The 26,059-nt window shown below is 56.6% G+C and carries 22 protein-coding genes; 11 read left to right on the top strand and 11 right to left on the bottom strand.

Going from position 1 to position 26,059, the window contains the following annotated elements:
• Nucleotides 1-19 precede the first annotated feature (19 nt).
• The 8 genes from rseP to rpsB form a co-directional block, all read right to left on the bottom strand.
• Nucleotides 20-1,372: a sigma E protease regulator RseP gene (rseP, locus tag AO726_RS02920; RefSeq protein ID WP_058066545.1), complete on the bottom strand. Its 1,353-nt coding sequence runs from the start codon at nt 1,370-1,372 to the stop codon at nt 20-22.
• 21 nt (nt 1,373-1,393) lie between these two features.
• The gene (gene ispC / locus AO726_RS02925; RefSeq protein WP_058066546.1) at nt 1,394-2,578 is read right to left on the bottom strand and encodes a 1-deoxy-D-xylulose-5-phosphate reductoisomerase; all 1,185 of its coding nucleotides are present in this window, start codon (nt 2,576-2,578) and stop codon (nt 1,394-1,396) included.
• Entirely contained in the window at nt 2,575-3,390 is an 816-nt protein-coding gene (locus AO726_RS02930; protein WP_058066547.1) for a phosphatidate cytidylyltransferase, read from the bottom strand. Before AO726_RS02930 ends, ispC begins: the two co-directional genes overlap by 4 nt.
• The gene (uppS, locus tag AO726_RS02935; protein ID WP_058066548.1) at nt 3,390-4,145 is read right to left on the bottom strand and encodes a polyprenyl diphosphate synthase; all 756 of its coding nucleotides are present in this window, start codon (nt 4,143-4,145) and stop codon (nt 3,390-3,392) included. Before uppS ends, AO726_RS02930 begins: the two co-directional genes overlap by 1 nt.
• Before the next feature lie 16 nt (nt 4,146-4,161).
• Complete coding sequence (gene frr / locus AO726_RS02940) at nt 4,162-4,719, bottom strand: ribosome recycling factor (protein ID WP_058066549.1); 558 nt, start codon at nt 4,717-4,719, stop codon at nt 4,162-4,164.
• Nucleotides 4,709-5,458 carry a UMP kinase gene (gene pyrH, locus AO726_RS02945; protein ID WP_058066550.1) on the bottom strand — a complete coding sequence of 250 codons (750 nt, stop codon included), beginning with the start codon at nt 5,456-5,458 and terminating at the stop codon, nt 4,709-4,711. The genes frr and pyrH overlap by 11 nt, the downstream gene beginning before the upstream one ends.
• Nucleotides 5,459-5,632: 174 nt before the next feature.
• Nucleotides 5,633-6,499 carry a translation elongation factor Ts gene (gene tsf / locus AO726_RS02950; protein WP_058066551.1) on the bottom strand — a complete coding sequence of 289 codons (867 nt, stop codon included), beginning with the start codon at nt 6,497-6,499 and terminating at the stop codon, nt 5,633-5,635.
• A 180-nt stretch (nt 6,500-6,679) separates the two neighbouring features.
• Nucleotides 6,680-7,423: a 30S ribosomal protein S2 gene (gene rpsB, locus AO726_RS02955; protein ID WP_058066552.1), complete on the bottom strand. Its 744-nt coding sequence runs from the start codon at nt 7,421-7,423 to the stop codon at nt 6,680-6,682.
• Between the two features lie 273 nt (nt 7,424-7,696).
• On the opposite strand from rpsB, the gene map reads away from it, so the two are divergent.
• The 3 genes from map to dapC all read left to right on the top strand — a co-directional run bounded on the left by map (nt 7,697) and on the right by dapC (nt 12,616).
• Complete coding sequence (gene map / locus AO726_RS02960; RefSeq protein WP_058066553.1) at nt 7,697-8,479, top strand: type I methionyl aminopeptidase; 783 nt, start codon at nt 7,697-7,699, stop codon at nt 8,477-8,479.
• Nucleotides 8,480-8,648: 169 nt separating this feature from the next.
• The gene (locus AO726_RS02965) at nt 8,649-11,345 is read left to right on the top strand and encodes a [protein-PII] uridylyltransferase (RefSeq protein ID WP_058066554.1); all 2,697 of its coding nucleotides are present in this window, start codon (nt 8,649-8,651) and stop codon (nt 11,343-11,345) included.
• Nucleotides 11,346-11,407: 62 nt separating this feature from the next.
• Nucleotides 11,408-12,616, top strand: coding sequence for a succinyldiaminopimelate transaminase (dapC, locus tag AO726_RS02970; RefSeq protein WP_058066555.1), 1,209 nt, complete (start codon nt 11,408-11,410; stop codon nt 12,614-12,616).
• Between the two features lie 41 nt (nt 12,617-12,657).
• Here dapC and AO726_RS02975 read toward each other — a convergent pair whose 3' ends face one another.
• Nucleotides 12,658-14,295 carry a Na+/H+ antiporter gene (locus AO726_RS02975; RefSeq protein ID WP_058066556.1) on the bottom strand — a complete coding sequence of 546 codons (1,638 nt, stop codon included), beginning with the start codon at nt 14,293-14,295 and terminating at the stop codon, nt 12,658-12,660.
• Nucleotides 14,296-14,492: 197 nt separating this feature from the next.
• On the opposite strand from AO726_RS02975, the gene AO726_RS02980 reads away from it, so the two are divergent.
• The 4 genes from AO726_RS02980 (at nt 14,493) to AO726_RS02995 (ending at nt 17,641) form a co-directional block, all read left to right on the top strand.
• Complete coding sequence (locus AO726_RS02980) at nt 14,493-14,840, top strand: ArsC family reductase (RefSeq protein WP_058066557.1); 348 nt, start codon at nt 14,493-14,495, stop codon at nt 14,838-14,840.
• A gap of 39 nt (nt 14,841-14,879) precedes the next feature.
• The gene (gene dapD, locus AO726_RS02985; protein ID WP_058066558.1) at nt 14,880-15,914 is read left to right on the top strand and encodes a 2,3,4,5-tetrahydropyridine-2,6-dicarboxylate N-succinyltransferase; all 1,035 of its coding nucleotides are present in this window, start codon (nt 14,880-14,882) and stop codon (nt 15,912-15,914) included.
• Between the two features lie 114 nt (nt 15,915-16,028).
• On the top strand, nt 16,029-17,234 hold the full coding sequence (locus tag AO726_RS02990) for an aminotransferase class V-fold PLP-dependent enzyme (protein ID WP_058066559.1): 1,206 nt from the start codon (nt 16,029-16,031) through the stop codon (nt 17,232-17,234).
• The gene (locus AO726_RS02995; protein ID WP_058066560.1) at nt 17,231-17,641 is read left to right on the top strand and encodes a SufE family protein; all 411 of its coding nucleotides are present in this window, start codon (nt 17,231-17,233) and stop codon (nt 17,639-17,641) included. Before AO726_RS02990 ends, AO726_RS02995 begins: the two co-directional genes overlap by 4 nt.
• 77 nt (nt 17,642-17,718) lie before the next feature.
• Here the strand turns inward: AO726_RS02995 and tcdA are convergent, their stop codons facing one another.
• Nucleotides 17,719-18,534, bottom strand: a complete 816-nt coding sequence (gene tcdA / locus AO726_RS03000) for a tRNA cyclic N6-threonylcarbamoyladenosine(37) synthase TcdA (protein WP_058066561.1) — start codon at nt 18,532-18,534, stop codon at nt 17,719-17,721.
• A 253-nt stretch (nt 18,535-18,787) separates the two neighbouring features.
• On the opposite strand from tcdA, the gene AO726_RS03005 reads away from it, so the two are divergent.
• The 4 genes from AO726_RS03005 to AO726_RS03020 all read left to right on the top strand — a co-directional run bounded on the left by AO726_RS03005 (nt 18,788) and on the right by AO726_RS03020 (nt 23,801).
• Nucleotides 18,788-21,382 (top strand): glycosyltransferase, encoded by a 2,595-nt coding sequence (locus tag AO726_RS03005; RefSeq protein ID WP_058066562.1) that lies wholly within the window; start codon nt 18,788-18,790, stop codon nt 21,380-21,382.
• An 87-nt stretch (nt 21,383-21,469) separates the two neighbouring features.
• Nucleotides 21,470-22,624, top strand: coding sequence for a succinyl-diaminopimelate desuccinylase (dapE, locus tag AO726_RS03010; protein WP_058066563.1), 1,155 nt, complete (start codon nt 21,470-21,472; stop codon nt 22,622-22,624).
• Nucleotides 22,621-23,427, top strand: coding sequence for a putative RNA methyltransferase (locus AO726_RS03015; protein ID WP_058066564.1), 807 nt, complete (start codon nt 22,621-22,623; stop codon nt 23,425-23,427). Before dapE ends, AO726_RS03015 begins: the two co-directional genes overlap by 4 nt.
• A 2-nt stretch (nt 23,428-23,429) precedes the next feature.
• Entirely contained in the window at nt 23,430-23,801 is a 372-nt protein-coding gene (locus AO726_RS03020; RefSeq protein WP_058067077.1) for a hypothetical protein, read from the top strand.
• 284 nt (nt 23,802-24,085) lie between these two features.
• Here AO726_RS03020 and fadD1 read toward each other — a convergent pair whose 3' ends face one another.
• Nucleotides 24,086-25,774, bottom strand: coding sequence for a long-chain-fatty-acid--CoA ligase FadD1 (fadD1, locus tag AO726_RS03025; RefSeq protein ID WP_058066565.1), 1,689 nt, complete (start codon nt 25,772-25,774; stop codon nt 24,086-24,088).
• Between the last annotated feature and the right edge of the window lie 285 nt (nt 25,775-26,059).

A 26,059-nucleotide genomic window follows, 5' to 3' on the forward strand; every position in this document is an offset into this window, starting at 1 on the left:
ATTTGAAATTCAGAGGCGCTTACAACCGGCTCAAGTCGTTAATAAGAGCTAACAACATCACCCCTATTACCAGACTGATGCCAATTTGCATCCCCCAGCCCTGAACCCGTTCTGACAACGGGCGACCACGCACCCATTCAACCAGATAAAAGAGCAGGTGCCCGCCATCCAGCACGGGGATCGGCAATAAATTCAATACCCCCAGGCTAATGCTTAAATAGGCGAGAAACTTAAGAAAGTGACTCAAGCCCGATTCAGCTGAAGCGCCCGCCACTTTAGCAATGGTTATCGGCCCGCTCAAGTTTTTTACCGAGAGCTCACCAAACAGCATTTTTTTGATTGAATTAAGCGTAAGAACCGACACAGACCAAGTGTTTCTAAGTCCTTCAGCCACGGCCTCAACGGGCCCGAAGCTGATCTCACGGAGCATCTCTGGCGGCCATGGTGCACCGGCAACACCAGCCCCCAGATACCCCAGCTTCTGATCCCCCACTTCACGTACAGCCAAGTTCACAGTCATGCTCTGACTAGAACCGCCTCGCTCAATCTGCAGCGTAACAGGCTTTCCAGGTAAGCCCTGCAACAAGGTCACTACATCCTGCCAGTCAGCCAACGGCTGGCCATTAAGCGCGAGCAAGCGATCTCCGACCTTCAGACCCGCTGCAACAGCAGGACCTTTAGGGTCCAACTCAGCAAGCACCGGCTCTATCGCAGGTCGCCACGGACGTATACCCAAGGAGCCGATTGGATCAGGCTCATCGACACCACGCTGCCAGTCGACCAGCTCAATCTGCTTGGTTTTAATCAGTGTAGAGTTTGGCTCAGCAACGGAAATACTCAGCTGACCACTCTCCCCCAGCCGATTGATCAGTCTAAAGCCGATGGCAGACCAGCCGCTGGTTTCAACGCCATCAACCGCAACAATTTCCTCACCACTGACCAGCCCAGCAACATCAGCCAAACTGCCTGGAGCAACCGCACCTATCACAGCGCGCTCCTGCTGCACGCCAATCATTGCAATGGCCCAGAAGAACACCACGGCGAGAATAAAGTTAGCCAGAGGGCCAGCCGCTACGATTGCAATGCGCTGACGAACACTTTTACGGTTGAATGCCTGTTCAGCCAGATGCTCAGGTACGTGCTCTTCTCGCTCATCTAGCATTTTCACGTAGCCGCCCAATGGGATGGCAGCCAAAACAAACTCAGTCCCCTGACGGTCATACCAACGGTACAAGGGTGTACCGAAGCCGACAGAGAAGCGCAGCACCTTCACACCACAGCGACGCGCTACCCAGAAATGTCCGAACTCGTGAATGGTAACCAATACACCCAACGCAATCAGGGTGCCGACGATCATGTAAAGCGCACTCATGGAACAACTCCGTGCCAGCAATCAACGCCGACTTAGCCAATGCCCAGCCAGCTCACGCGCCCGGCGATCAGCAGAAAAAACAGCATCCAGACTGTCAGCAGCACGAACAGGCTCAGCCTGCAGAACGCTTTCGATCATAGCCGGGATTTGTGTAAAGCGAATATGACCTTCGATAAATGCACCCACAGCCACTTCGTTAGCAGCATTGAGCATCGCCGGAGCCGTTCCACCCGCCTGAGCAGCTTCACGAGCCAGTCGCAGACAAGGAAAACGCACCTCATCAGGCGCCTGAAAATCAAGCCGGGCGATCGTGAACAGATCCAATGGAGCCACGCCCGATTCAATTCTTTCTGGCCAGGCCAATGCGTTTGCAATCGGTGTACGCATGTCAGGGTTGCCCAACTGCGCCAACACTGAACCGTCTACATAATCAACTAAAGAGTGGATAACACTCTGCGGGTGGACGACAACCTCAACTTGTGCCGGAGCTACATCAAACAACCAGCAAGCCTCGATCAACTCGAGCCCCTTGTTCATCATGCTGGCCGAATCGATAGAAATTTTCCGGCCCATTGACCAGTTAGGGTGCGCACACGCTTGCGCCAAACTAACGTTTTCCAGTTCATCCACTGGCAACTGACGGAATGGCCCACCCGACGCAGTCAACAAGATACGACGCACACCTACAGCAGCCATGCCGCGGGCATAGTCCACAGGCAAGCATTGAAAAATAGCATTGTGCTCGCTGTCGATAGGCAACAAGACTGATCCGCTTTTCTTGACCGCCTGCATAAACAGAGCGCCCGACATTACCAGCGCTTCTTTGTTGGCCAGCAGAATTTTTTTGCCGGCCTCAACAGCCGCCAACGTGGGCGGCAAACCTGCGGCACCGACAATTGCCGCCATCACAGCATGAACATCAGCATGTGAGGCTACAGCGCACAATCCTGCCTCGCCATGCAGCACTTCAGTAGTCAACCCTTGCTCACGCAACCGACGTTCAAGCGCCTGAGCCGAAGCAGCATCAGGCAATACTGCGTAACTCGGCTTATGCTTGCAGCACAGCGCATAGAGCTCTTCCGTGCGACTGAAACCAGTAAGCGCAAACGCACGGTAGCGCTCTGGATGGCGGGCAATCACATCCAACGTACTCAGACCAATGGAGCCGGTGGCGCCCAACACAGTTATCTGCTGAACACTGCTCACACTGAACCCCAGCCCGACAGCCAAAGAACCGCGGCAAAAACAGGGATTGCGGCAGTGAGGCTATCAATACGATCTAGAATGCCGCCATGCCCCGGCAGCAGATTACTGCTGTCTTTCAGACCAGCCTGGCGCTTAAACATACTTTCGGTTAAATCACCGACCACCGAAGCAAATACGATCAGAACAGTAGCTGCCATTGCCAGCACCGCAATACCTAGAGACCAGTCACGGTAATAAGAAACGCCTGCACAAATAACCAGCGTCGCCACCAATCCGCCGTAGACACCTTCCCAGCTTTTGCCTGGACTGACCTGAGGAGCCAACTTACGCTTACCAAAACGTCTTCCGGAAAAATATGCCCCGATATCAGCCCCCCAGACCAAAACCATAACAGCCAGAATCAGGGAGTTGGACTCGGGCCACTGTTTAAATAGCACCAAGCCCTGCCAAGCAGGGATCAGAATCAACAGACCTATCACCATGCGCGCAGTGCCTGCAGACCAAAGCCGGCTGCTAGCGGGATACTTCAGCACTAGCATCGTAGCGACACCCCACCAACACACCCCCAGCAGCAATACCCAAGCAGCCAGCTGTGGCAGTTGATATAGGATGCTTAGTAAGGCAGCCACCACAGCGGCATACCCCACCCGCTTCACCTGACCTGCATAACCAGCAAGACGCGCCCACTCCCATGCTCCCACCGTGACCACTGCGCCAATAAACAGCGCGAACCAGCCATGGTTCAGCAAAAAGAATCCACACAAAGCAACCGGCAGCATAAATAGCGCCGTGATGATCCTTTGTTTAAGCATTAAGTGCGCGCCTCAGCAGCCACCTGCTCGCTCGTCTTGCCAAAGCGGCGCTGGCGGCTTGCATAGTCAGCCAAGGCGTTGCGCATGGCGTCGTGTTTGAAGTCCGGCCAGTACAGGTCGGAGAAGTAGAGTTCGGTATAGGCCAACTGCCACAGCAGGAAATTACTGATGCGGTGCTCACCACCGGTGCGAATACACAGATCAGGCAACGGCAGATCCCCTGTTACCAGGCAGTTCTGCAGTAATCCAGGGGTAATATCTTCAGGTCGCAGATGACCGCCCTGCACCTCACGGGCAAGACGCTGAGCGGCCTGGGCAATATCCCACTGACCACCATAATTAGCGGCTACCTGCAGGACAAAGCGCCGATCACCCGCCGTCTGGGCTTCAGCTTCGCGCATAGCGGCTTGCAGTTCCGGGTGGAATCGGGAGCGATCGCCAATAATGCGCAGACTGATGTCATTGGCATCCAGCTTTTTCGCCTCGCGGCGCAAGGCGCCAAGAAAAAGCTCCATCAGCGCACTGACTTCTTCAGCAGGGCGCTGCCAGTTTTCACTGGAGAAAGCGAACAGGGTTAGTACTTCAACTCCAGCCTCTGCGCACACTTCAATCACAGCACGAACGGCATCGACACCAGCTTTATGGCCGGCTACGCCGGGCAGAAGACGCTTCTTCGCCCAGCGATTGTTGCCATCCATAATAATCGCCACATGCCGCGGTACCGCGACCTGGGCGTTTTTATTGGTTTTATTCATGGCAAATAAATGACCGTTAAACGGCCATCAAATCCGCTTCTTTCTGCTTAACAGCAGCATCAATCTCACCCACAAACTTATCGGTGATCTTTTGGATATCGTCAGCGGCACGGCGCTCTTCGTCTTCGCTGATTTCCTTCTCCTTGACCAGATCTTTGACCTGACTCAGCGCATCACGACGAATGTTACGCACAGCAACACGGGCATCTTCAGCCGCGTCGCGCGCTTGCTTGGTGAAACCACGTCGGGTTTCTTCGGTCAGCGCAGGCATGGTCACCAGCAGCAACTCGCCCAGGTTAGTCGGGTTGAACCCCAGACCGGAGCTCTGGATAGCCTTATCCACAGCCGCCAACATGTTGCGCTCAAAAGCCACCACTTGCAGGGTGCGCGAATCCTTAACGGTTACACTGGCAACCTGGTTGATCGGGGTGTCAGCACCGTAGTATGGAACCATCACGCCCGCCAGGATGCTTGGGTGAGCCTGGCCAGTACGGATGCGGCTGAACGCATGAGCCAGCGACTCCAGACTCTTCTGCATGCGCACCTGGGCGTCTTTTTTAATCTCATTGATCATTGGTTTCTTCCTCGATGAGAGTGCCTTCAGCGCCGCCAACCACAACATTCAGCAGTGCGCCGGGCTTGTTCATATTGAATACGCGCAATGGCATCGCGTGATCGCGGCAAAGGCAGATTGCAGTCAGATCCATAACTCCCAGCTTGCGATCGAGCACTTCGTCATAAGTCAGACGGTCGAACTTCTCAGCGTGCGGGTCTTTGAATGGGTCAGCAGTATAAACGCCATCCACTTTCGTTGCCTTCAGAACCACATCGGCATCGATTTCGATTGCGCGCAGGCAGGCAGCGGAGTCAGTGGTGAAGAACGGGTTACCGGTACCGGCAGCAAAAATAACCACTTCACCGGTCTTCAGATGACGCATGGCCTTGCGACGGTCGTAGTGATCCGTCACCCCAACCATGGAGATGGCAGACATAACAATTGCCGGAATATTCGAGCGCTCAAGGGCGTCGCGCATGGCCAGGGCGTTCATAACAGTGGCCAGCATTCCCATGTGGTCGCCGGTGACACGATCCATACCCGCCGCACTCAGCGCAGCACCACGGAACAGGTTACCACCGCCGATAACCAGACCAACCTGCACACCGATGCCGACCAGCTGGCCAACCTCAAGCGCCATACGGTCAAGAACCTTGGGATCGATGCCGAAATCTTCCGACCCCATCAGGGCCTCGCCGCTAAGTTTGAGAAGAATGCGCTTGTAGCGCGGTTGACGACCAGCTATTTGCTGAGCCATTGCAAGTCTCTCCTGCGGCGTTTGAATAATGTACGAACCAAGTTCGCTTATATGTTGCGCCTCACGGCACCGGGCAAGGGTTTATTAACCTTCACCCAAAACTTTACCCCTGTTTTGACAAAGAGGCCGCGCGCGTGAGCGGGCAGCCTCTTCGGGGCAATAGCCTAAGCTATCTTACTGCTTGCTGGCAGCCGCTACTTGTGCAGCAACTTCTTCAGCGAAGTTATCAACCGGCTTCTCGATGCCCTCGCCTACTTTGAAGTAGGTGAAGGAAACGATTTCAGCGCCGCCCTGCTTAGCCAGAGTGCCAACAGTCACATCTGGGTTCTTAACGAAAGGCTGCTCAACCAGGCTGGCTTCGGCCAGGAACTTGGTGATACGACCAGCGATCATCTTCTCAACGATTTCAGCTGGCTTGCCCTTCATCTTGTCTTCGTTGAGGCTCAGGAAGACGCCTTTTTCGCGCTCGATTGCTTCAGCGGAAACTTCGGAAGGCAGCAGGAACTCAGGGTTGCTGGCAGCTACGTGCATGGCGATGTCTTTGGCCAGATCAGCGTTACCGCCTTTCAGGACAACCACTACACCAATTTTGTTGCCGTGCAGGTAGGACCCCAGAACGTCACCCTCAATGCGGGCCAGACGACGGATGTTGACGTTTTCACCAGTCTTAGCAACCAGAGCCAGACGAGCTTCTTCCTGAGCTGCAATCAGCGCATCAACTTCGGTGATGCCGTCAGCAAACGCTTTGTCGATGCTGGCAGACACGAAGTTTTTGAAATCGTCTTGCAGAGCCAGGAAGTCAGTCTGAGAGTTGACTTCGATGATAACGGCAGTCTTACCGTCTTCCTTGATGCCGATAGCGCCTTCAGCAGCAACATTGCCTGCCTTTTTGGCGGCCTTGATCGCGCCGGAAGCACGCATATCGTCAATGGCTTTCTCGATGTCGCCGCCAGCCTTGGTCAGGGCCTTTTTGCAATCCATCATGCCTTCGCCGGTACGCTCACGCAGTTCTTTAACCAACGCTGCAGTAATTTCTGCCATTTCAAAATCCTCTGGATAGGTTGTTTAACCATTCCACCCGTATGACGGGCGCTCAATTCCATACCACTGCTGACAATGTCAGATAAAAATTGCAACTACACGTCAGCAGTGTTTTCAAGGTGGCAAAAAGGGGGCCAAGCCCCCTTTTTGCGCACCAGGCAACGCTATAAAGCGCTCTGCTTAGCCTTCAGCGGCTTCAGCAGCCGGTGCCTGCTCAACGAACTCTTCAGCAGCAACACCTGCATTACCACGGCCACGGATAACAGCGTCAGCCATTGCACCCATGTACAGCTGGATAGCACGGATGGCGTCATCGTTACCTGGGATAACGTAGTCAACACCTTCTGGGCTGCTGTTGGTATCGACAACGCCGATTACCGGAATGCCCAGCTTGTTGGCTTCAGTGATCGCAATGCGCTCGTGATCAACGTCGATCACGAACAGAGCATCAGGCAGGCCGCCCATATCTTTGATACCGCCCAGGCTGCGATCCAGTTTTTCCAGATCACGGCTGCGCATCAGAGCTTCTTTCTTGGTCAGCTTAGCGAATGTGCCGTCCTGAGACTGAGTCTCCAGATCACGCAGACGCTTGATGGAAGCACGGATGGTTTTGTAGTTGGTCAGCATGCCGCCCAACCAGCGGTGATCAACGTACGGGGAACCGCAACGTGCAGCTTCTTCAGCAACGATCTTGCCAGCGGAACGCTTGGTGCCAACGAACAGGATCTTGTTCTTGCCAGCAGCCAGCTTCTCAACGAAAGCCAGAGCTTCGTTGAACATCGGCAGAGTTTGCTCAAGGTTGATGATGTGGATCTTGTTGCGCGCACCGAAAATGTATTTGCCCATTTTCGGGTTCCAGTAACGGGTCTGGTGGCCGAAGTGCACACCGGCCTTCAGCATATCGCGCATAGTGACTTGGGACATGATAGTTCCTTAAATAAGTCGGGTTAGGCCTCCACGCATCCCGATTTCCAACCCGACAATTACTCATCAGGGCACCCAGGAAACCGTGTCGATACGTGTGTGGGTTAATGCTTGCGGGCACTGAGCCCGTCAAAGCGGCGCGTTTTATACCATAAAAGTCAGGCACTAGCTACCCGACTGCACTGTAAAAAACCTTCCCGCTTGTCTGCCGCTTATGGCTCAGCCATGAAGCTGCTAAGATAGCAACCTTTATGACTGTACCCGAGAGCTAATATGACCGTCACAATCAAAACCCCAGACGAAATTGAGAAAATGCGCGTAGCCGGTCGCCTGGCCGCCGAAGTTCTGGAAATGATTGGCGAACACGTCAAGCCCGGCGTGACCACTGAAGAGCTTGATCGCATCTGCCACGACCATATCGTCAATGTGCAGAAAGCCATCCCCGCCCCTCTCAACTACAAAGGTTTCCCGAAGTCGATCTGCACCTCGATTAACCACGTAGTGTGCCACGGCATTCCTAATGACAAGCCGCTAAAGGATGGCGATATCGTCAATATCGACATCACCGTTATTAAAGACGGCTACCACGGCGACACCAGCAAAATGTTCATGGTGGGCAATGCGCCTGAGTGGGCTCAGCGCCTCAGCCAGATCACTCAGGAATGTCTGTATAAAGGTATCCAGCTGGTTAAACCTGGCGCACGCCTGGGTGACATTGGTGAAGTAATTCAGAAGCATGCTGAGAAGAACGGCTTTTCCGTTGTTCGCGAATACTGCGGCCACGGCATCGGCGCAGTATTCCACGAAGAGCCGCAGGTTCTGCACTACGGCCGCTCTGGCACTGGCCTTGAATTGAAAGAAGGCATGACTTTCACCATCGAGCCCATGCTCAACCAGGGCCGCCCGGAAACCCGCTTGCTCGGCGACGGCTGGACCGCCATCACCAAAGACCGCAAGCTTTCGGCCCAGTGGGAACACACCATTTTGGTAACCGCTGACGGCTATGAAATCTTTACGCTGCGCAGTGACGACACCATTTCACGCACTTCAGCCTGACCCTCTGGGGCTGTACCGGCTCATCGCAAAACCAGCTGTTGTGAGACATGCCCTGGTCTGACGCATATAAAGGTGAAGCTTCAGGCTTAACCTTTATATGCAGCCCAGGCGGGCCACCTCCTTCTGAGCCCACCCGATGGCCGGACTTGTTTATAGAAGGAAAACGGCCATGCCGCAGGTAGATCAAGAGTTGTTCGACCGGGGCCAGTTCCAGGCAGAACTCGCCCTTAAAAGCAGCCCTATAGCAGCCTTCAAAAAAGCCATCCGACACGCGCGAGAAACCCTGGACGAACGCTTTAAATCAGGCCGTGACATACGTCGTTTGATTGAAGACCGAGCTTGGTTTGTCGATCAGATCCTGACGGAAGCCTGGCACAGGTTTGACTGGAACAAAGGCGCTCAGATTGCCCTGCTGGCTGTAGGTGGCTACGGCCGCGGCGAGCTTCACCCCTACTCCGACATTGACCTGCTGATTCTTCTGGACAGCAACGACCACGAAACTTTCCGTGAACCGATTGAACAATTTCTTACGTTTCTCTGGGATATCGGCCTGGAAGTCGGGCAAAGCGTCCGTTCTGTTGCTGAATGCGCCGAAGAAGCCCGCAATGATCTGACCGTTGTCACCAACCTGATGGAAAGCCGGACCATCACCGGCCCTGAAGAGCTGCGCCAGCGCATGCAATCTGTAACCAGCAGTCAGGTGATGTGGCCCAGCCAGCAGTTCTATCAAGCCAAACGCGACGAGCAACGTGCCAGGCACCGCAAGTACAACGACACCGAATACAACCTGGAGCCCAACGTTAAAGGCTCTCCTGGTGGTTTACGGGACATCCAGACCATCCTCTGGGTTGCCCGCCGGCATTTCGGAACCCTCAACCTGCACGCCATGGTAGGTCAGGGCTTCCTTCTGCAGAACGAATACCAGCTGCTGGCGGCCAGCAAGGAATTCCTCTGGAAGGTTCGCTATGCCCTGCACATGCTCGCCGGGCGCGCTGAAGACCGCTTACTGTTCGACCATCAGAGCGCAGTGGCAAAACTGCTCGGCTTTGATGAGGCTGATCAAAAGCGCAGCATCGAGCGCTTTATGCAGAAGTACTACCGCGTGGTGATGGGCATTGCCGAGCTGAGCGAGCTGATCACCCAGCACTTCGAAGAAGCTATTCTGCGCCCAGACCATGATGCTCCAATAACACCGATCAACAGCCGGTTCCAACTGCGTAACGGTTACATCGAGGTCACCAACCCAAGCGTCTTCAAGCGCACCCCGTTTGCGATTCTCGAAGCCTTTGTACTGATGGCACAGACCCCGGATGCCAAAGGCATGGCGGCCGATAGCATCCGCCTGCTGCGCGACCATCGCCATCTGATTGACGAGGATTTCCGCCGCGACCTGCGCAATACCAGTCTATTCATTGAGCTTTTCAAAAGCCCGCAGGGCATCCACCGCAATCTGCGCAGGATGAACCGCTACGGTATTCTGGGCCTGTATTTACCGGAGTTCGGACATATCGTCGGGCAAATGCAGCACGACTTGTTCCACATCTACACCGTGGACGCTCACACGCTGAACCTGATCAAACACCTGCGCAAATTCAAATGGCCGGAATTGGCTGAGAAGTTCCCGCTGGCCAGCAAGCTGATTGACGAGCTGCCGAAACCGGAACTGATCTATATCGCAGGCCTGTATCACGACATCGGCAAAGGCCGTGGCGGTGACCACTCTGAGGTCGGCGCAGTGGATGCCGAAGCCTTCTGCAAACGCCATCACCTGCCGGTATGGGACTCCAAACTGATTGTCTGGTTGGTTCAGCATCACTTGGTGATGTCTACGACCGCACAGCGTAAGGATCTGTCCGATCCACAGGTAATTTTCGACTTCGCCCGTCTGGTGGGCGATCAGACCCGCCTTGACTACCTCTACGTACTGACTGTGGCCGACATCAACGCCACCAACCCCAGCCTGTGGAACTCCTGGCGCGCCAGCCTGCTGCGCCAGCTTTACAGCGAAACCAAGCGCGCACTACGCCGCGGCCTGGAAAACCCACTGGACCGTGAAGAGCAGATTCGCCTGACCCAAAATGCCGCACTGGACATTCTAATAAGCCAAGACGTCGATACCGATGAAACCGAGCAGCTCTGGTCGCAACTGGGTGACGACTACTTTCTGCGCCACAGCGCCAGTGATGTGGCTTGGCACAGCCAAGCCATCCTTAACCATGGCAACAACAGTGATCCACTGGTTCTGGTCAAAGAACCCAGCGAGCGAGAATTTGAAGGCGGCACTCAGATTTTCATCTACGCCCAGGATCAGCACGACTTCTTCGCCGTAACCGTGGCGGCCATGGCCCAGCTGAACCTGAACATTCACGATGCTCGAATTCTGACCTCTACCAGCCAGTTCACCCTCGATACCTACATCGTGCTGGACGCAGAAGGCGGCTCAATCAGCAATAACCCGGAACGCCGTGAGCAGATCCGTCAGAGCCTGATTGACGCACTGAAGAACCCCGACGAATACCCGAGCATCATCCAGCGCCGAGTCCCGCGCCAACTTAAACATTTTGCTTTTGCCCCGGAAGTCACCATCCACAACGATGCACACCGCCCAGTCACCATTTTGGAGGTCACGGCACCTGATCGCCCAGGCCTGCTGGCCAGAATCGGGCGCATCTTTCTGGATTTCGACCTATCCGTTCAGAACGCCAAAATTGCCACGCTGGGCGAGCGCGTAGAGGACGTGTTCTTCATCACCGACGCCAACAACCAGCCACTGTCTGACCCGGAGCTGTGCCAGCGCCTGCAGGAAACCGTGACCGAGCAATTGTCCGACACCTGCGACGCCCATCCGACCAGCATTCGCATTTAACCCTGCCCAAGACTGAGCCACCGGCCCCCAACGCCGGTGGCTGGAACCTTCAGGAACCTGTAATGAACAACGCGTTAAATCAGCTGCAGCCTTACCCGTTTGAGAAACTTCGCGCCCTGCTCGGTAGCGTGCAGCCACCGGCTCATAAAAACCCAATCGCCCTCTCCATTGGCGAGCCCAAGCACCCGGCCCCTGCATTTGTTGCCGAAGCGCTGAGCAACAACCTCAGCCAACTCTCGGTGTACCCAACCACTTTGGGCATTCCGGCGCTGCGTGAAGCCATGGCTGCCTGGGCTTGCCGCCGTTTCGGCCTGACTGCCGGCGCAGTTGATCCGACACGCCACATCCTGCCGGTAAACGGCACCCGTGAAGCGCTGTTTGCCTTTACCCAAGCAGTGGTTAAACGCAGCGAACCGGGCCAGGCACCAGGTCTGGTGGTCAGCCCTAATCCGTTCTATCAGATCTATGAGGGTGCCGCGTTTCTCGCCGGCGCTGAGCCGCATTACCTGCCGTGCCTCGAAGCACATGGCTTTAACCCGGATTTTGACGCAGTCAGCGATGACATCTGGCAGCGTTGTCAGATTCTCTTCCTATGTTCACCGGGCAACCCAACAGGCGCGCTAATTCCGGTTGAGACACTGAAAAAGCTGATCGCTCTGGCAGACAAGTTCGACTTCGTTATCGCCGCGGATGAGTGCTACAGCGAGCTGTATTTCGATGAAGAAAACCCGCCTGCCGGCCTGCTGACTGCCTGCGCGGAGCTGGGCCGCAGCGACTTCAAACGCTGCGTGGTCTTCCACAGCCTATCCAAACGCTCCAACCTGCCAGGGCTGCGCTCCGGTTTTGTGGCCGGTGATGCAGAAATCCTCAAGGCCTTCCTGCTGTACCGCACCTACCACGGCTGCGCCATGCCGGTGCAAACTCAGCTGGCCAGCGTAGCAGCCTGGCAAGATGAAGCCCATGTCAAAGCCAACCGCGACATGTACCGTGAAAAATTCGATGCCGTGCTGGCCATTCTTGAAGGGGTGATGGACGTCAAACGCCCTGACGGTGGTTTCTACCTGTGGGCGAAGACGCCTACAGACGATGAAACCTTTACCCGCGAGCTCTTTGCCCAAGAACACGTAACGGTGGTGCCGGGCTCCTACCTGTCCCGCGAAGTGAATGGCACCAACCCTGGTGCCGGCCGTGTACGCATGGCGCTGGTTGCTCCGCTGGCGGAATGCGTTGAAGCGGCTGAGCGGATCGCCCGTTTTATTCGCGCCCGCTGATTAAAAGCCCGTGCAAGCGTCGCGCCTGCACGGGCTCAGCCTCACACCTTGTGCAGGCGCGCCTCGGCAATATCGAGATCGCGCAGAATCTCCATCAGCATATCGTCGTCCAGCTGATTCTCCCGACGCATGCGATAAAGCTCCTGACGCTGAGTACGCAAGGCATCCAGACGCAGGCGATGCTCCAACTGCGCCGCCACTGCATGCTGCTCACCCGCCTCATCACTGGCATCTTGGGTACGCGCCAACAACTCGCGGTATTCACTCATCAACTTAGCTTTAACTTCAGCTGTGGCCACCGCCGTGTGGGCATCGGTGGCACGCTCGTCATCGGCCTCCAGACAACGAATGGCGGACTCCAGAACCTGCGAACGATGTCGGTTTAACTCACGCTCACGCAACTCGGCATTATCCGCCGGCAACAGCGGCAGAATTTTCGGCAAAGCAGCACTGGCAACCAGCAGAGATACCAGAATGACACCAGCGGCGATCAAAATCAGCAGATCCCGCTCAGGGAAGTTTTGACCGTTGTTCAGCAACAACGGCAGCGACATCACCCCCGCCAACGTCACGGCTCCACGCACTCCGCCGAAGGTGATCATCGCAGACAACGCAATGCGCGACTGCCCGGCAAAGCGGGTCTTCTTGCCCCGCCAGCGCCGCAAACTGCCTGAAATCCGCCAGTACACATAAACCCAGACAAAGCGCAGGGCCATCAACACAACATAGACACTCAGCACACAGGTAAGAGCCCAGCCGATAAAGCTCCATTCGCCCTGATGCCCGTTGAACGCCGCGGTGACAATGTCCGGCAGTTGCAAGCCCAGCAACAGAAAGATCAAACCGTTGAAGGTGAACTCCAGCAACGTCCAGACACTGCGGTTGAGCAGACGCGTGGTGGTTTGCTTAGGCAGCAGATCCAAACGACTCTGCATCATCCCGGCCGCAACCGCCGAGAGAATCCCGGACAACCCTAAATGCTCGGCGACCACATAGGCTGCAAAAGGCAGCAGCAACAGCATCAACACATGCGGAGCCGGATCTTCCCAACCGCGAGCAATCATCCACGCGCGCAAACGCCCGAACAGATAGCTCAGCACCACCCCGACCAATACCCCGCCGACCGCCACCAATACGAATTGGAAACCTGCATCCACCAGCGAGAAGACCCCGGTCAGAGTGGCCGCCACAGCAAACTTGAACGCCACCAGACCAGAGGCATCATTCATCAGCGCCTCCCCCTGCAGCAGGTTATTCAGGGTGCCCGGTAACCGGCCGTGGGTAATCGCCGAAACTGCCACCGCATCGGTCGGCGAGAGTACGGCCGCCAGTGCAAAGCATGCTGCCAGCGGCACCTGTGGCAACAGCCAGTGAATGAAATAACCCGCACCAACAATGGTGAAAAACACCAGCGCAAAAGCCAGCACCAAAATAGGCGTACGCAACTCGCGAAACTGCCCTTTGGGCATCCGCCAGCCGTCCACAAACAGCAGCGGCGGGATAAACAGCAACAGAAATAGCTCCGGCTCCATCCGCACATGCAACCCCAGCGCAGGCACTGCAAGCAGCGCGCCGATCAGAATTTGCAGCAGAGGCAGAGGAACAGGAATGAACTGGGCGGTAATTCGGGTACCACTGACCACCAATAGCATGATCAGAATGGTGTAAAGCAATTGCATGATGGAACCTCAAGGCAGGAGTTGTCAGTCTAGAACCTGCATGGCCCGAAGGCGAACGTTCTTGTCGTTCAATGATTGTCATCTGCGCCGGATAGTCTTGCCCCGGTACGTTTGCGTCTCCGGCATGGCATAATGGCCGGTCAGAATTTGCAGAAAATCGCGCCCGACATTGGGGCGTTATGACCATGGAAAGCCCAATGAGTTACGTTCTGTATGGAATCAAAGCCTGCGACACCATGAAAAAAGCCCGTACCTGGCTGGAAGAACATGGCAAGCAGTTCACATTTCACGATTACAAAGTCAGCGGTATTGACCGTGGGAATCTGGAGAAGTGGTGCAACGAGCATGGCTGGGAAACCATCCTGAACCGTGCCGGCACCACGTTCCGCAAGCTGGATGATGCGCAGAAAAGCGATCTGAACCAGCACAAAGCGATCGAGCTGATGCTCGCTCAACCGTCGATGATTAAACGCCCGGTGCTGGATATCGGCAACAAGACACTGGTTGGCTTCAAGGCTGACCGCTATGCCGCCGAACTGGCCTGATCCAGTCGGCACACACGAATTTGCGGCAAGGAAAAAAATATGAGCACTACCCTTTACAGTTTGGCCTTCGGTGTTGGCACCCAGAACCGTCAAAACAACTGGCTGGAAGTTTTCTATGCACAGCCGATGCTCAACCCGCCCAGCGAGCTGGCCGAAAAGGCAGCGCAAGTTCTGGGCTACGAAGGTGGCAACCAGGCCATCGCCCTGAGCAACAACAAGGCCGCCGAACTGGCCGAAGCTCTGAAGAGCATCGACGCCGTTCAGTCTGCTCTGCTGACCCGCCTGGCCGAAAGTCAGAAGCCGCTGGTAGCCACCTTTATTGCCGAAGACGCTGCGCTGACCAGCACACCTGAGGCGTACCTGAAGCTGCACCTTCTCTCCCACCGTCTGGTTAAACCGCACGGCCTGAGCTTGGCTGGCATCTTCCCGCTGCTGCCAAACGTTGCCTGGACCAATCAGGGCGCGATCGACCTGGCCGAACTGGCTGAGCGTCAACTTGAAGCCCGCCTGCGTGGTGAGCTGCTGGAAGTGTTCTCGGTAGACAAGTTCCCGAAAATGACCGACTACGTGGTACCGGCTGGCGTGCGTATCGCCGACAGCTCGCGCATCCGTCTGGGCGCTTACGTAGGTGAAGGCACCACCGTCATGCACGAAGGCTTCGTCAACTTCAACGCAGGCACCGAAGGTCCGGGCATGATCGAAGGCCGTGTGTCGGCTGGCGTCTTCGTCGGCAAGGGCTCCGATCTGGGCGGCGGTTGCTCAACCATGGGCACCCTGTCTGGCGGCGGCAACATTGTAATTTCCGTTGGCGAAGGCTGCCTGATCGGCGCGAACGCCGGTATCGGTATCCCGCTGGGCGACCGCAACACCGTTGAAGCCGGTCTGTACATCACCGCGGGCACCAAAGTGGCTGTACTCGACGGCGAAAACAATCTGGTGAAAGTGGTTAAAGCCCGTGAGCTGGCCGGCCAGAACGACCTGCTGTTCCGTCGCAACTCGCAAAACGGCGCAGTGGAGTGCAAAACTCACCTGTCGGCCATCGAGCTGAACGAAGCATTGCACGCCCACAACTAAGCATTTGCTATAGAGTGGCTGCTTAGCAGCACCTAAGGCCCGGAACGTACATCAAGTGCCGCATCCGGGCCTTTTCGTTTTCTCAGTAACCAGCCGCGTGACACCTGAACAGCTATGCCATTAACCTCCCCCTGGCGCGCCGACTTCCCCGGTATCCTCAATCTGGCCGACGAAGGTCAGACCTACCTGGACAGCGCTGCCACCGCGCAAAAGCCGCAGATAATGCTGGACGCCTTGCTCGGCTACTACGCAAGCGGTGCGGCAAATGTTCACCGCGCCCAACACCTGCCAGGTGAACGGGCGACGCGGGCGTTTGAAGCCACTCGGGAGAAGGCTGCACAGTGGTTTAACGTGGCTGACGCACAACAAATCATCTTCACCCGCAGCGCTACGGAAGCCTTCAACCTACTGGCCTACGGACTGGAATCGCAATTTCAGGCCGGTGATGAAATCGCCATCAGTGCAGTGGAACACCACGCCAACCTGCTGCCCTGGCAACAGCTGGCCCTGCGCCATCAGCTCAAGCTGGTTGTACTGCCACTAACTGAGACTGGACTGATTGATCTCAAACAGGCTGCACAGCTGATTACGCCCCGCACGCGCTTGCTTGCCCTGAGCCAACTGTCCAACGTCATCGGTGCCTGGCAACCGATCCAACCACTGCTGGCCCTGGCGAAGGCTCAAGGTGCACTGACAGTGGTCGACGGCGCGCAAGGTGTGGTCCATGGCCGCCATGATCTGCCCGCACTGGGCTGCGACTTTTATGTCTGCTCCAGTCACAAATTGTATGGCCCGGACGGCGTAGGCCTGCTCTATGGCCGTCCGCAAGCACTGAATAGCCTCAAGCACTGGCAATTCGGCGGCGAAATGCTACTGAACACCGATTACCACAGTGCCCATTTCCGTCCCGCACCTCTGGGTTTTGAAGCCGGGACACCGGCGATTGCTTCCGTTATCGCCTTGGGCGCTAGCCTGGATTATCTGAACGGGCTGGATGCCAATGCAGTAGCCCAACATGAAGCAGAACTGCACGCCGAACTGCTTAACGGTCTGCAACAGGTTCAGGGCGTGAAGGTGCTGGGTCAGCCGGAAGTGGCACTGGTCAGCTTTGTGGTAGAGGGCGTACACAGTGCCGACCTCGCTCACCTGCTGACTGAACAAGGTATTGCCGTGCGCGCTGGGCACCACTGCGCGATGCCGCTGCTCCAGAGCTTGGGCGTCAATGGTGCAATCCGCGTATCGCTCGGCCTGTATAACGACAGTAGCGATCTGCAGCGTTTCTTTACCTCACTGGACCAAGCGCTGGAGCTTCTGCAATGAGCCTCCCGCCCCTCGCACAACAGGCGCTGGACGCCTTCACCGCCTGCTCTGGCTGGGAACAGCGCGCGCGCCTTCTTATGCAATGGGGCGAACAGCTGAAACCACTGACTGACGCAGAGCGCTGCGCTGCCAATCGGGTCGAAGGCTGTGAGAGTCAGGTATGGCTGGTGGCAGATCGCTCAGGTACGGGCTTGAGCTTTCGCGCCAGCAGCGATGCACGCTTACTGCGTGGTCTGCTGGCCCTGTTGCTGGTCCGGGTTAATGGCCTAAGTGCTGAGGCCGTGCAACAGCTTGATCTCCCCCAGTGGTTTCATGACCTGGGCCTGAGCCGAAACCTGTCGCCTTCACGCAGCAATGGATTGAATGCAGTGCTGCAGCGGATGAATGACCAGCTGAAGACTGCCTGAATAACCCGGTTTGAGGACAGCGCTTTAAACCGTGAGTCTGGCAACCACGCCCATCACCTGCACAATTGAAGTCGGTATTACTGATTTTGTGCTGCTTTGCGCTCTGAAGGCCGACGCGTACCAGCCACCAGTTTGTCGACGATACGTGCTGCTGCGACCATGCCAAACGTCGCCGTCACCATCATCACCGCGCCAAACCCACCGGCGCAGTCCAGTTTGACGCCGTCACCGACAAACGCCTTGTACTGACAGACCGTGCCGTCCGGCTTGGGATAACGCAGCTGCTCATTGGAAAACACACACGGCACACTGTAGTTGCGCCCCGGCGTTCGGGAAAAACCATAATCACGACGCAGGGTGGACCTCACTTTGGAGGCCAACGGGTCGTTCCAGGTCTTGTTCAGATCAGCCACCTGCACCTGGGTCGGGTCGATCTGACCTCCTGCACCGCCAGTGGTGATGATCTGAATCTTGCGGCGCTTACACCATGAAATCAGCGCGGCTTTGGCGTTAACGCTGTCGATGCAGTCGATCACCGCATCCAACTCTTCGGTGATGTAGTCCGCCATGGTATCGCGCGTGACGAAGTCAGCCACTGCATGCACCACGCAGTTTGGGTTGATCGCTTTGATCCGTGCGGCCATGACCTCAACCTTGGCCTGCCCAGTTGTGCCCTCAAGCGCATGCAGCTGACGATTGGTATTGCTTACACAGACATCGTCCAGATCAAACAGTGAAATCTCCCCAACACCGGAACGGGCCAGCGCCTCGGCTGCCCACGACCCAACGCCGCCAATGCCGACCACCGCCACATGCGCAGCCGCCAGGCGTTCAGCGCCGAGTCTGCCGTACAAGCGGGCAATTCCGGCAAAGCGTTGTTCATCCACAGGCATTGTGTTTCCTCACTCTGGCCACCAATGGCGGCGCGCATTATAGAGAGCCCGCAAGCCAGGCCCAAGCCTTGTTCGAAGCAGCGCACGCTCACTGCCGAGAAGACTGACTGGCGTGCACAAAAGTGGGAACCTCCCGCTCGCGAAAAAGTCCCAGAAAAGTGCCCGTTAACCCGCTATACAGCCCTGATACGGCGGCGTAGCATGCGCCACCCGAAGCCTGGCTTTTCTCTCCCCAGCGTTGGACCTACTCTCTATGCCTTCGCGTAAGTTTGGACTCAATCTCATCGTTTTCCTGGCCGTTGCTGCTGTTTTCATCGGCATTTGGGCCTTGTACAACCGTCCGGTCAGCGCTCCCGATTGGCCGGAGCAGATATCTGGGTTCTCCTACTCGCCGTTCCGCGCCGGACAAAACCCGCAGCAAGACACCTACCCCAGTGACGACCAGATCCGTGAAGACATGGAGCTGCTCAGCACCCACACCAATAACATCCGCACCTACTCGGTGGATGGAGCACTGGAGAGAGTCCCGCAACTGGCCGAAGAATTCGGTCTGCGAGTGACCTTGGGCATCTGGATCAGCCCTGATTTGGAGCGTAACGAGCGGGAAATCACCAAAGCGATCGAAATTGCCAACCATTCCCGCAGCGTAGTGCGCGTGGTAGTTGGCAACGAAGCGCTGTTCCGTGAAGAAGTCACGGTAGACGACCTGATCGCTTACATCGACCGTGTGCGTGCAGCGGTTAAAGTGCCGGTAACCACCTCCGAGCAGTGGCACATCTGGGAAAAATACCCCCAGCTGGCCAAGCACACCGATCTGGTTGCAGCGCACATTCTGCCGTACTGGGAGTTCATCCCCATGCAGGACGCCGGAAAATTCGTGCTGGAGCGCGCTCGTGACCTGAAGAAACTCTTCCCGAAAAAACAGCTGCTGCTCTCCGAAGTGGGCTGGCCGAGCAACGGGCGTATGCGCGGCGGTGCTGATGCCTCCCAGGCCGATCAGGCGATTTACCTGCGTACGCTAGTCAACAGCCTGAACAGCCAAGGCTACAGCTACTTTGTCATTGAAGCTTTTGACCAACCGTGGAAAGCCAGCGATGAGGGCTCAGTCGGGGCGTACTGGGGTGTATACAACCTCGACCGGCAACCCAAATTTGCCTTGGAAGGCCCGATTGTCGCTATTCCTCAGTGGCGTTTGCTGGCGATTGCCTCAGTGGTTCTGGCCCTGCTCAGCCTGACTCTGCTGCTGATCGACGGCAGCGCCCTGCGCCAGCGTGGCCGCACCTTCCTTACCCTGGTGGCGTTTGCGGGCGGCACCGCGCTGGTATGGATTGGCTACGACTACAGCCAGCAGTACAGCAACTGGTTCAGTACCCTGGTGGGCGTACTGCTGGGTATTGGCGCACTGGGCGTGTTTATCGTGCTGCTGACTGAAGCCCACGAGCTGGCCGAAACCGTTTGGGTGCGCGCCCGCAGAAGGCCATTCCAACCGGTGGTCAGTGACCAGGCCTATCGCCCGAAAGTGTCGATCCACGTGCCTTGCTACAACGAGCCGCCAGAGATGGTGAAACAGACGCTGGATGCGCTCGCGGCTCTGGATTACCCGGACTACGAAGTCATCATCATCGACAACAACACCAAAGACCCAGCCGTGTGGGAGCCTGTGCAAGCTTATTGCGAACAGCTAGGGCCGCGCTTCCGTTTCTTCCACAAAGCGCCGATACACGGTTTCAAAGGTGGTGCGCTGAACTACATTCTGCCGTTCACCGCACCAGACGCCGAGGTCGTTGCAGTGATCGACTCCGACTACTGCGTCGACAAGAACTGGCTCAAGCACATGGTGCCGCACTTCAGCGATCCGAAAATTGCCGTGGTGCAATCCCCCCAGGACTACCGTGACGGCAACGAGAGCACCTTCAAGAAACTCTGCTATGCCGAATACAAAGGCTTCTTCCATATCGGCATGGTGACCCGTAACGACCGTGACGCCATCATCCAGCACGGCACGATGACCATGATCCGCCGTAAAGTGATGGATGAGCTGAAGTGGGCTGACTGGACCATCTGTGAAGATGCCGAACTGGGTCTTCGCGTATTCGAAAAAGGCTACAGCGCGGCTTACGCCCACCAAAGTTTTGGTAAAGGGCTGATGCCGGACACCTTTATCGACTACAAAAAACAGCGCTTCCGCTGGGCCTACGGCGCCATTCAGATCATGAAAGGCCACGCCCGCAGCCTGTTCCTCGGTAAAGACACTCAACTCAAAAGCGGCCAGCGCTACCACTTCATTGCAGGCTGGCTGCCGTGGGTTGCAGATGGCCTGAACATATTCTTCACCGTAGGCGCATTGCTGTGGTCAGCGGCCATGATCATCGTGCCGCAACGGGTCGACCCGCCGCTGCTGATTTTCGCTGTTCCGCCGCTGGCGCTGTTCTTCTTTAAGCTCGGGAAAATTCTGTTCCTCTATCGCAAAGCTATGGATGTCAGTTTGGTACGTTCCTTCCAAGCTGCCATTGCAGGTCTGGCACTGTCGCACACCATTGCCAAAGCTGTGTTGTACGGGGCCTTTACCAAGACCATCCCGTTCTTCCGCACACCGAAAATGGCCAGCAACCATGGCATTCTTGTAGCTCTGGCTGAAGCCCGTGAAGAAGTGTTCGTGATGCTTCTGCTGTGGGGCGCGGCAATCGGCATCTGCTTTGCTCAAGGGCTGGAAAGCGCGGATGAGAAGTTCTGGGTCGCCATGCTTCTTGTGCAATCCTTGCCCTATCTGGCGGCATTGATCATGGCGCTGCTCTCCTCGCTGCCTGCACCCAAGCCAGAAGAAGCCGGGGAACCGGCCACGCCCTGATACACCATTCGCACGGAAGCGGCGGCCATTGGCCGCCGTTTTGCTTTAAGATTGCCCCCTTTCCGCCTGAGCCGTTCTGGAGCTGTAATGACCACCACCGCTGCGCCCTTGTCCCCGACGCTGGAACTCGCCTGCGAGCTGATCCGTCGCCCGTCTGTTACACCTCTTGATGAAGGCTGTCAGGAGCTGATGATGCGGCGTCTGGCCGAATGCGGCTTCCAGGTCGAGCCGATGCGCATTGAAGAGGTCGACAACTTCTGGGCCAGCCACGGCGAGCAAGACGGCCCGGTGCTGTGTTTTGCCGGTCATACCGACGTCGTCCCCACCGGCCCGGCGCAGAACTGGCAGCACCAGCCGTTCGATGCGCTGATTGATGCCGACGGCATGCTCTGTGGCCGCGGCGCAGCCGACATGAAAGGCAGCCTGGCATCCATGGTGGTCGCAGTTGAACGCTTTGTGTTGGATTATCCGCAGCACAAAGGCCGTATTACCTTCCTCATCACCAGCGACGAAGAAGGCCCGGCACAGCACGGCACCAAAGCGGTGGTCGAGCGTCTGCGCGAGCGTAACGAACGCCTGGATTGGTGCATCGTTGGCGAACCCTCCAGCACAGAATTGGTCGGCGATGTGGTCAAAAACGGCCGCCGTGGCTCCCTCGGTTGCACCTTGACCGTTCGTGGCAAGCAAGGCCATGTGGCCTACCCGCATCTGGCCCGCAACCCGATCCATCTGGCAGCTCCCGCACTGGCCGAACTGGCCGCGGAACATTGGGATAACGGCAACGACTTCTTCCCGCCGACCAGCTTCCAAGTCTCCAATCTGAATGCTGGCACAGGCGCTACCAACGTGATTCCGGGCGAGCTGAAAGCGGTATTCAACTTCCGCTTCTCTACCGAATCCACCGTGGAAGGCCTGCAGCAACGGGTCACGGCGATTCTGGACAAACATGGCCTGGACTATGAGCTTGACTGGGCGCTTTCTGGCCTGCCGTTCCTGACTGAGCCCGGCGCATTGCTGGATGCCGTCGCCGCCAGCATCAAGAGCACCACAGGTCGCGATACCAAGCCGTCTACTAGCGGCGGAACCTCGGACGGACGCTTTATCGCCACCCTCGGCACACAAGTGGTTGAGCTGGGCCCGGTCAACGCAACCATCCACCAGGTTGACGAGCGCGTTCTGGCCAGCGATCTCGATGTGCTGACCGAAATCTATTACCAGACCATGGTCAAGCTACTGGCATGAGTCTGATCTGTCCTATCTGTCAGGGCGCCTTACAGCGCGTCGATAACGGTGCGGTCTGCCCGGCTAACCACCGTTTCGACCGCGCGCGGCAGGGCTACCTGAACTTGCTCCCAGTGCAGCACAAAAATAGCCGTGATCCCGGCGACAACGCAGCAATGGTCGAAGCCCGTCGGCGTTTTCTTGAGGGCGGCCACTACGCGCCGCTGGCCAAGCGCCTGGCTGAGTTGGCAGCAAGCTACGCGCCTGAGCGCTGGGTCGACATCGGCTGTGGCGAAGGCTATTACACAGCCCAGCTGGCAGACGCCCTGCCCGACGCTGATGGCTACGCACTGGATATTTCCCGTGAAGCGGTCAAGCGCGCCTGCAAGCGCGCCCCACAACTAAGTTGGCTGGTCGCCAGCATGGCACGGGTTCCGCTCGCAGATTCCAGCTGCCAGCTGCTGGCCAGCGTGTTTAGCCCGCTGGACTGGCTGGAAGCACGCCGCCTGCTCGCTCCCGCCGGCGGCCTACTGCGTATGGGCCCGACCCGTGATCACCTCATGCAGTTGCGCCAGAAGCTCTATGATGAAGTGCGTGACTACGATGATCAGAAGCACCTGGAGCTGATTCCTGAGGGCATGCGTCTGGCGCACAGTGAAACCTTGAGTTTTACCCTGAACCTTGCAAGCAGCGAAGCCCGTGCCGATCTGCTAGCCATGACCCCGCACGGTTGGCGCGCCAGCGCCGAACGCCGTGCGGCAGTGATCGCTGAGCCCTTCGACGTAACTGTTGCCATCCGCTATGACTGGATCGAGAAGCTATGAGCATGCGCCAACCCGATATCGAGATTTACCTCAAAGACGCCGACCACACTGCAATCGCCGCCTGGCTCAGCAGCGCTATTGGCCCATGCAGCGACTGGCAACAGAAAGGTCAGACCTACAAATGCCGCGCTGGTGATGTACCCGTTACATGGCTGCCAAACGCCGTCGGCAAATGGCACAGCCTGTATCTGGAAAGCGACGCCACTCCGTGGGACGACGATCTGGCCTGCGCACAAGCAGCGTTTGCCGCTCTCAACGTGGAAGTACGCTGCTCCACCGGCGGCTGGGAAGAGGAAGAAAGCGACGAGCAGGCTGACCGCTGGATGCGCATCAGTGCCGACGGGGTCGAAGAGATCACCTGGCGTACCAGCTGATCGGCGACGATTGCGCTCACCTATCTCAACAAGCCCATATTAAGTTCGCCTGCGTTATTGATGCCCACACCCTATGCTCATTCAGGAGTGCTCTAGAGTTAACGTGGAAGAGGTTTAGCGAGATAAATAGCGCACCGTGGCGGACCTCTTAGCGGTAGCTAGCGAAGGGCCAGATGGCTGGCAGACTTATCCCAAATAAAAATGCCGTAGTCCTCGATCAGGGCTACGGCATTTTTACAAGTGAAGTGGGTAACGTCTAAAAGCTATAAGTGCCTCTAACAGCCTTACTTCTTGCCCATCTTCTTCAGTTCTTCGTCACGCAGCTCGCGGCGCAGAATCTTGCCTACGTTGGTGGTCGGCAACACATCGCGGAACTCAACCGCCTTCGGCACCTTGTAGCCAGTCAGGTTACTGCGCATATGCTCCATAACCTGTTCTTTAGTCAGACTTACGCCAGGCTTGAGCACGATAAACACCTTAATCGCCTCGCCTGACTTCTCATCCGGGATACCGATGGCCGCGCACTGCAAAACACCCGGCAAGGTAGCCAGCACATCTTCAAGCTCGTTCGGATAGACGTTGAAGCCAGACACCAGAATCATGTCTTTCTTACGGTCAACGATACGGATAAAGCCGTCATCCTGAATCACTGCGATATCGCCGGTGCGCAGCCAACCCTCGCTGTCGAGGATCTCATCCGTTGCATCCTGGCGCTGCCAGTAGCCCTTCATCACTTGTGGCCCCTGGACGCACAGTTCGCCAATAGCGCCGATGGGCTGCTCGACTCCAGCGTCATCAACGATGCGGCACTGAGTCGAGGGAACAGGAATACCAATGGTGCCGATCTGGTTGCAACCAAACGGATTCACTGACACCACCGGGCTGGTTTCCGTCATCCCGTAGCCTTCACAGATGGCACAGCCGGTTACTTGCTCCCAACGCTCAGCGGTGGCCAGTTGCAACGCCATACCGCCACTGAAGGTGGCCTTCAGCGTGGAGAAGTCCAGTTTGCGGAACTCTTCGTTGTTGCACAGTGCAACAAACAAGGTGTTGAGGCCGACAAAACCGGTGAACTTGTACTTGGCCAAATCCTTGGTCATTGCAGGCAGATCACGCGGATTGGTGATCAGTACGTTGTGCCCGCCAATCAGCATCATCGCCATGCAGTGAAAGGTGAAGGCATAGATGTGATACAGCGGCAGTGGCGCGATCAGCACCTCGCTGCCTTCACTCATTTCTGAGCCCATCAGCGACTTGACCTGCAGCATGTTGGCAATCAGATTGCGGTGGGTCAGCATCGCGCCCTTGGCAACGCCCGTGGTGCCGCCGGTGTACTGCAGTACTGCGATGTCAGCGCTGGACGGTGCGCTGTCTTTAACGCTGTGAGCACGGCCTTTACTCAGGACAGTGGTGAACTTGGTGGCGTTCGGCAAGTTGTAGGCCGGCACCATTTTCTTCACATGCTTAACTACAGCGTTCACCAATAAACGCTTGAGCGGCGGCAGCATGTCACCCACTTCGGTGATGATAACTGTCTTGATGCTGGTTTTAGGCAGGACCTGCTCTGCCAGGTGCGCCATGTTGGCCAGACTGACGAGCGCCTTCGCTCCGGAATCGTTGAACTGATGCTCCATTTCCCGCGCGGTGTAAAGCGGGTTGGTATTCACCACAATCAAACCTGCGCGCAATGCACCAAACACCACAACTGGGTATTGCAGGATATTCGGCAGTTGTACAGCGATGCGGTCACCCGGCTGCAAGTCGGTCTGGTTTTGTAAATAGGCCGCGAAATGCCCAGAGAGCTCATACAGCTCTGCATAGGTGATTGTTTTGCCCATGTTGCTAAATGCAGGCTTGTCGGCAAAACGTTGGCAGGAGTCCTTCAGTACTGCTTGGATATTCGGATACAGATCTGGATTGATCTCGGTAGGAATACCGACTGGATATTTATCCTTCCAAAAATTCTCGGTCATAAAAGACCACTCCTCAGCAACACCATGATCTTCGGGCCGCGTAAACCCATGTTTATGCGACCGTTTTATTATTTATATGTGCACTTTTATAGCGTCAGGGCACAAAAAAGCTGACCGAGAGTAGCAGCTTTGCCAAATAGCGACCAGCACCAAAATGCGTCGAAGCGGTCATTAAAATGACTCGCAAACACACTTTGGTCACAGGTTTTATCTGACGATTCGAGGCTGGCGGGATTAAAAAAGGCGCTCTGCAAGCCTGCTCAGAGCGCCTGATGGTAGATACGA

Origin of the sequence: Pseudomonas sp. TTU2014-080ASC, from assembly GCF_001446935.1 — a bacterium.
In the GTDB taxonomy this organism is placed as follows: Bacteria; Pseudomonadota; Gammaproteobacteria; order Pseudomonadales; family Pseudomonadaceae; genus Aquipseudomonas.

What these genes read in the sequence shown, in the direction of transcription:
- dapE (WP_058066563.1), top strand. Translation starts at nt 21,470, where the DNA reads ATGACCACCACCGCTGCGCCCTTGTCCCCGACGCTGGAACTCGCCTGC.
- AO726_RS02995 (WP_058066560.1), top strand. Translation starts at nt 17,231, where the DNA reads ATGAGCCTCCCGCCCCTCGCACAACAGGCGCTGGACGCCTTCACCGCC.
- AO726_RS03020 (WP_058067077.1), top strand. Translation starts at nt 23,430, where the DNA reads ATGCGCCAACCCGATATCGAGATTTACCTCAAAGACGCCGACCACACT.
- map (WP_058066553.1), top strand. Translation starts at nt 7,697, where the DNA reads ATGACCGTCACAATCAAAACCCCAGACGAAATTGAGAAAATGCGCGTA.
- pyrH (WP_058066550.1), bottom strand. Translation starts at nt 5,458, where the DNA reads ATGGCTCAGCAAATAGCTGGTCGTCAACCGCGCTACAAGCGCATTCTT.
- rpsB (WP_058066552.1), bottom strand. Translation starts at nt 7,423, where the DNA reads ATGTCCCAAGTCACTATGCGCGATATGCTGAAGGCCGGTGTGCACTTC.
- rseP (WP_058066545.1), bottom strand. Translation starts at nt 1,372, where the DNA reads ATGAGTGCGCTTTACATGATCGTCGGCACCCTGATTGCGTTGGGTGTA.
- AO726_RS02930 (WP_058066547.1), bottom strand. Translation starts at nt 3,390, where the DNA reads ATGCTTAAACAAAGGATCATCACGGCGCTATTTATGCTGCCGGTTGCT.
- fadD1 (WP_058066565.1), bottom strand. Translation starts at nt 25,774, where the DNA reads ATGACCGAGAATTTTTGGAAGGATAAATATCCAGTCGGTATTCCTACC.
- AO726_RS02990 (WP_058066559.1), top strand. Translation starts at nt 16,029, where the DNA reads ATGCCATTAACCTCCCCCTGGCGCGCCGACTTCCCCGGTATCCTCAAT.
- uppS (WP_058066548.1), bottom strand. Translation starts at nt 4,145, where the DNA reads ATGAATAAAACCAATAAAAACGCCCAGGTCGCGGTACCGCGGCATGTG.
- AO726_RS02980 (WP_058066557.1), top strand. Translation starts at nt 14,493, where the DNA reads ATGAGTTACGTTCTGTATGGAATCAAAGCCTGCGACACCATGAAAAAA.
- tcdA (WP_058066561.1), bottom strand. Translation starts at nt 18,534, where the DNA reads ATGCCTGTGGATGAACAACGCTTTGCCGGAATTGCCCGCTTGTACGGC.
- frr (WP_058066549.1), bottom strand. Translation starts at nt 4,719, where the DNA reads ATGATCAATGAGATTAAAAAAGACGCCCAGGTGCGCATGCAGAAGAGT.
- AO726_RS03015 (WP_058066564.1), top strand. Translation starts at nt 22,621, where the DNA reads ATGAGTCTGATCTGTCCTATCTGTCAGGGCGCCTTACAGCGCGTCGAT.
- tsf (WP_058066551.1), bottom strand. Translation starts at nt 6,499, where the DNA reads ATGGCAGAAATTACTGCAGCGTTGGTTAAAGAACTGCGTGAGCGTACC.
- AO726_RS02965 (WP_058066554.1), top strand. Translation starts at nt 8,649, where the DNA reads ATGCCGCAGGTAGATCAAGAGTTGTTCGACCGGGGCCAGTTCCAGGCA.
- dapC (WP_058066555.1), top strand. Translation starts at nt 11,408, where the DNA reads ATGAACAACGCGTTAAATCAGCTGCAGCCTTACCCGTTTGAGAAACTT.
- AO726_RS02975 (WP_058066556.1), bottom strand. Translation starts at nt 14,295, where the DNA reads ATGCAATTGCTTTACACCATTCTGATCATGCTATTGGTGGTCAGTGGT.
- AO726_RS03005 (WP_058066562.1), top strand. Translation starts at nt 18,788, where the DNA reads ATGCCTTCGCGTAAGTTTGGACTCAATCTCATCGTTTTCCTGGCCGTT.
- dapD (WP_058066558.1), top strand. Translation starts at nt 14,880, where the DNA reads ATGAGCACTACCCTTTACAGTTTGGCCTTCGGTGTTGGCACCCAGAAC.